The sequence below is a fragment of the Nocardia sp. NPDC004722 genome (genome assembly GCF_053601505.1).
Map to the genome: position 1 here is coordinate 1 of NZ_JBSGBY010000575.1, position 5,491 is coordinate 5,491.

The following is a 5,491-nucleotide window of genomic DNA, read 5'->3' on the forward strand; positions in this document are numbered from 1 at the left end:
ACCCGGACCCGATCGCCCAGTGTCGGACGGCCCTTCGCGTCGTGCCCGATCGACACCTGCTGATTGATCCAGCACTCGCTGCCGATCGACTCCGCGGTGACGATGGTGCCCAGCCCGTGCTGGATGAACAGCGCCGGGCCGATCGAGTCGGCCTCGAGGATGAGCGTCGGCAGCGGCCGGTAGCAGGCCCGCAACAGCAGCCGCAGCACGGGGGAGCGGCCGCGCAGCCGATAGTGCACGAGCGTACGGAACTCGGGCAGGGCCGCCGCGAGATAGGCGAAGCGCGAGTATTCGTCCAGTACCAGCAGTTTCGGCGCGTCGATGCAGCGCACCCACCACGCGATATCGGCGCGTACCGCGGCGCAGGACGCGGCGGCGCGCCACAGCGGATACACCAGCACCCGGGCGACCCGCAGTCGCCATGCCCACTGCCCCGAAGCCATGCCGGTCATCCTAGGTGGCGATGGCGGCTCGGGTAGCCGCCGTCAGCAGCCGCTCTGCAGTGCCGCCCGCGCGTATCCGACCGTCTGGTAGCCGAATTCGTAGATCCATCGGTACCAGGTGATCTTCTCGGGGCTCTCGATCATCACCAGGTTGCCGTCGAAGCACTGCTCGAGGATGTAGCGGGCGCGGGAGATGTGCGGCCGGAAGGTCACCACGATGACCGTCTTCCAGCCGTGCTCGGCGGCGAGCCGCCGCAGCTCGCGCGCTTCGCCTTTCGTGGTCGGCGGGTCCGGCACGAAGCAGTCGAGCTGAAAGGTCTGCGGGGTGTTGCAGACGTTGGTGAGCCAGTCGTCGCGGGTGCCGTAGGGATTCGAGATCACCACCGTCGGCGCCCAGCCCGCGCCCCCGAGCGAAAGACCGTAGGGGTAGCGGTGGAACCCTTCGCCGCCGAGGACGAAAATCGCGTCCGCGTGGCGCAATTGATCGATCTGAGGGAAGGCGTAGACCGGCATCCCCGCACCGGCGGTCGTCCCGATCAGCACACCGACCGTCACGAGAATCCACAGCAATCGCGGCCGCCGCCCGAATACGCGGGGCCGCGTCCGCGCCGGGGCCGCGGCGGTGTCCTCTTCCTGGGCTGTCATGCGGGGGTGGCATCCCTCGTGTCGGTCCGGATTCGTCGGGGACAGTCTACGTTTCACCGATGACGGGCTCGTTTCACCGCTCACCGGCCCGGTCCGCGGGCGTACCGGCCAGGTCGGCCGGGCCCGGCGGAAAAACCCGCCGTGACGGTGGGATATTCCGTAACGCCGGACGACGGCCGGGCGACAGCAGGAGTGACTCCATCGGCGGGGATGGGGTTCTCGGCTCCCTTGGGGCCCAGTCCATTTCGCCCTGGTTCGGTCGCTCGTGCCCACGACGGTCCGGACCCTGGCGAGGATTGCACCGCGAACCTTCGATGGGACGCATCAAATATGTTGGCATACAGAAGATTTCGCGAACTACAGAGAATCTCCGGGCTGCGGGTGGAACATGGACCTGCAGCGGGTGAAACCGATAATATTCGGCGCGGGTGTCCAACGGGGGAACGCCGGCAACGTGGCAATTTGGCGTGGGGACGGAGCGCGGATGGCCTTCCAGATTGACCGGATTCGGATCCGGGGGTCTGCGCGCGAATGGCGCTCCGACCGTGAGCGATGGCAGGCCGAGTACGGCCGCCGGGTCAGGGTGGGCGAGGCGCTGGTGCTCGTCGCCGCCGTCGGTGCGGCACAACTGATCCGGTTCGGCGGCATCGACAAGAACGCACAACTGACCGCTTGGTCGGGCAATGCCAGCATCGGGTACTCGATCATCTCGCTGCTGCTGGCCCTGGGCTGGTTCAGCTTCCTGGTGGGCGGCAATACCGGTTCGCCGGGCCAGCTCGGGACCGGGCTGGAGGAGTATCGGCAGGTCACCTCGGCCACGCTGCGACTATTCGGCGTGATCGCCATCGTCTCGCTGCTGCTACGCCTGGACTTCGCGCGCGGATACCTGGCCATCGCACTGCCCTTCGGTCTGCTCGGCCTGCTCGGCAATCGGGTCGCGTGGCGGCGCTACGCCGCGTCGCAGCGCCGCAAGGGCCGCTGCCGCACCGCGGTTCTGGTGGTCGGCGGTCCCGATGCCGCCCGCGAGATGATGACCTGCTTCGCGCGTGATCCCGCGGTCGGCTATTCGGTGGTCGGCGTCTACAGCCCGTACGACAAGGAACACGAAGGCGAGCAGGCGCTCACGGAGGTGCCCCTGATCGCCGGGTGGGCCATGACCGTGCTGGAGGCGGTGCGCGAGACCGGCGCCGATATCGTGGCCATCTCCGCGACCGAACATCTCGGCACCCGCGGCATCAACGATCTGGTGTGGCAACTCGGCCCGCTGGGCGTGGACGTTGTGGTGACACCGGGTCTCGTCGATGTGGCCGATCAACGCATGTCGATCCGACCGATCGGCAATCTGCCGCTGCTGCACATCGCGAAACCGCAGTACGGCCGGTCGCGTTCGTTCGGCCGCGCGCTGTTCGACCTCACCTTCGCGATCCTCGCCCTGCTGCTGGTCTCCCCGGTCATGGTGGTCGCGGCGGTGGCGATCAAGCTCGACAGCCGCGGCCCGGTGTTCTACCGCTCCGAGCGGATCGGCCTGGACGGCGTGCCGTTCCGGATGATCAAGTTCCGCAGCATGTTCCAGGACGCCGACCGCCGCCGCGCCGCGCTGCTGTCGCACAACGAGGGCGCGGGCCCGCTGTTCAAGATGCGCGAGGATCCGCGGGTCACCGCCGTCGGGCGCGTCCTGCGCCGCTACAGCCTCGACGAACTACCCCAGTTCATCAATGTGATTCGACGCGAGATGAGCGTGGTCGGGCCGCGCCCGCCGCTCGCCAGCGAGGTCGAACAGTACGACGGCAAGGTGTGGCGGCGACTGCTGGTCAAGCCCGGCGTGACCGGGCTGTGGCAGGTCTCCGGCCGCTCCGACCTGTCCTGGGACGAGTCGGTCCGCCTGGACCTGTCCTACGTCGAGAACTGGTCGATGGTGCAGGACCTGCTGATCATCGCCAAGACGATCACGGCGGTGACCCGCAGTGACGGTGCCTACTGACACGGCCTCTGAATTGGCCTACTGACATGGAGGAAAACGCATGACCCAGTCCGTTGCCGAGACGACATCGGGACTGCGGGTGGGTGATCTGGTCGAGGTGCGCAGCGCGGCCGAGATCCTGGCCACCCTCGATGAGCGCGGCGAGCTGGACAATCTGCCGTTCATGCCCGAAATGCTGGAGTTCTGTGGGCAGCGGCTGACCGTCCACAAGGTCGCCAACAAAGTGTGTGATCCCTACGGCCGCACCGGAATGCACCGGCTGACCGAGACCGTCCACCTCACCGGCGCCCGCTGCGGCGGCAGCGCACACGGCGGCTGCCAGACCGCGTGCAGCCTGTACTGGAAACAGGCGTGGCTCAAGCGCGTCGAGCCGGGCACACCACCGACCCCCGTCGACGGCACCCGCATCGATCTGGAAATTCTCGAGATCAATACGCGCAAGCCACCGTTGGACAGCGGCAAGGACCGCTACTCCTGCCAGTCGACGGAGATGATGCGCGCGGCACCGACGTGCCTGCCGTTCCGCGATGTACGCCAGTACGTCGAGGACGTCCAGGTCGGCAACGCCACCGTGTGGATGTCCTTGACGGCCTTCTTCTTCGCCATGTTCAACCGGCTGCAGGCGGTGAGCAAACGGGTGCTGCCCGCACGGCTCCAGTTCCGCGGGGGAACGGAATGGGGTTTCGTGCGCGGTCGCGCGGTCGGGAAAACCCCGGTGGCGCACCTGGATCTGCAACCCGGCGAGCTGGTGCGCATCAAGTCCAAGGAGCAGATCGAACTCACCCTCAACGAGCACCGGCTCAATCGCGGCATGGGGTTCGAGGAGGAGGCGGCCCGCTTCTGCGGGCGCACCGCCCGGGTGCAGGCGCGCATCACCCGCTGCCTGGACGAGACCACCGGCGAACTGGTGATCATGAAAACCCCGGCGATCGTGCTCGAGAACGTGTTCTGCGAGGGCGTCTACCACGCGAACTGCCCGCGCGAGTATGTCTCGTTCTGGCGCGAAATATGGCTCGAGCGAGTCTGATTGCTCGATACCGCGCGACACCATCGCGTGCCACCCGAGTTGGGAGGGAACTCACTTGCGTGACTCACACACCCTGGTCACCATCGGACTGCCGGTTCGCAATGGTGCGGACCGGATTCCGGCCGTCGTCAAATCGGTACTGGCCCAGGACCACGAGAACCTGGAACTGCTGATCTCCGACAACGCCTCGACCGACGCCACCGAGGAGGTCTGCCGGGACCTCGCGGCCGAGGACAGCCGGATCGTGTACCGCCGCAATGCCGTCAACGTGGGCCTGATGGGCAATTTCGTCGTCGCCATGAACGCCGCGAAGGGCGAGTACTTCCGGTGGATCGGCGATGACGACTGGCTGGAACCGAATTACGTGTCCCGCTGCCTCGACGTGTTCGACGCCGACCCTGACCTGTTGTTGGTGACGACCCAGCTGGACTACGTCGGCCCGGACGGCGCGCACCAGAGCGCGCTCTACGACGGCACGGCGTTGCTCTCGGAGGATCCGGCCGTGCGCTTCACCGAGATGCTGCGCCTGCTCAACGAGAGCTTCCTGCTGCTGGATCCGTTGTACGCCTTGTTCCATCGCGAACCAGCCAGTCGCATCGTGCGCCGCAATATGCTGCGCGAAGACGAGGTGTACGCCGGGAAGCTGGCCCTGGCCGGGCGATGGGGGCATGTGCCCGAGGTGCTCGGCGGTCGACACTGGCAGCACGATCGGCAGAAGGTCATGGCGCGCAAGCTGGATGTGCCGAGTTGGCAGGCGCGCATGTCCACCACCCTGCAATGTCGCGAATGGCTGCGCTGGATCGCCGAATCCGACCTCACCCCGCAACAGCGGTCGCAGGCCCGCCGGGCCGTCGCGTCGCTGTACGCGAAACGGCAGCGGATCACCGCCGAGCGCGGAGTCCGCAAATTGTCCGGGCTGCTCGGTGCGCGCCCGGCCACCGGCGAGTAGTGCGGTGGGTAGGGTCGCGCTGCCGTTGACCTCCGCGAATCGGTCGACGCGCCGATGGGTGCCCGGGCCGCTAATGTCGGATTCCGTGTCGAGGAAAACGGTCAAGGTGGTGATTCTGGGGATCAACTATGCCCCCGAGCCGACCGGGATCGCCCCGTACACAACCGGTCTCGCGGTGGGACTGGCCGCCCGCGGCCACGAGGTGCGGGTGCTGACCGGGGTCACGCACTATCCGGCCTGGCAGCGCGCCGCCGAGCGGGACCCGTTTCGCGTCGACACCGACACCGACGGGGTCCGGCTGCGCCGGCTCAACCATCACGTGCCCCGCGACGGACGCGGATTCGGCCGTGCCGCAATGGAAGTCACCTTCGGCGTGCAGGCGGTGACGACGCGACGTTCCAAGGTGGCGGCCCGGTATTCCTCGCCGCGACCGGCGGTGGCGATCC

5 protein-coding genes and 1 pseudogene are annotated in these 5,491 nt (G+C 67.5%); 4 read left to right on the top strand and 2 right to left on the bottom strand.

Going from position 1 to position 5,491, the window contains the following annotated elements; translation table 11 throughout:
- Nucleotides 1-443 (bottom strand): annotated as a pseudogene (locus ACWELQ_RS36915) (serine acetyltransferase); the annotation flags it as partial.
- Nucleotides 444-485: 42 nt separating this feature from the next.
- Nucleotides 486-1,088, bottom strand: coding sequence for a YdcF family protein (locus ACWELQ_RS36920; protein ID WP_452401656.1), 603 nt, complete (start codon nucleotides 1,086-1,088; stop codon nucleotides 486-488).
- 484 nt (nucleotides 1,089-1,572) lie between these two features.
- Between ACWELQ_RS36920 and ACWELQ_RS36925 the strand changes: the two genes are divergently transcribed.
- From ACWELQ_RS36925 to ACWELQ_RS36940, 4 genes are all read left to right on the top strand, one after another.
- On the top strand, nucleotides 1,573-3,069 hold the full coding sequence (locus ACWELQ_RS36925; RefSeq protein ID WP_452401657.1) for a sugar transferase: 1,497 nt from the start codon (nucleotides 1,573-1,575) through the stop codon (nucleotides 3,067-3,069).
- A gap of 40 nt (nucleotides 3,070-3,109) precedes the next feature.
- The gene (locus tag ACWELQ_RS36930; protein ID WP_452401658.1) at nucleotides 3,110-4,096 is read left to right on the top strand and encodes a hypothetical protein; all 987 of its coding nucleotides are present in this window, start codon (nucleotides 3,110-3,112) and stop codon (nucleotides 4,094-4,096) included.
- Nucleotides 4,097-4,151: 55 nt separating this feature from the next.
- Nucleotides 4,152-5,045 carry a glycosyltransferase family 2 protein gene (locus ACWELQ_RS36935; RefSeq protein ID WP_452401659.1) on the top strand — a complete coding sequence of 298 codons (894 nt, stop codon included), beginning with the start codon at nucleotides 4,152-4,154 and terminating at the stop codon, nucleotides 5,043-5,045.
- 85 nt (nucleotides 5,046-5,130) lie between these two features.
- The coding region (locus ACWELQ_RS36940) for a glycosyltransferase (RefSeq protein ID WP_452401660.1) at nucleotides 5,131-5,491 on the top strand (361 nt) is incomplete at its 3' end.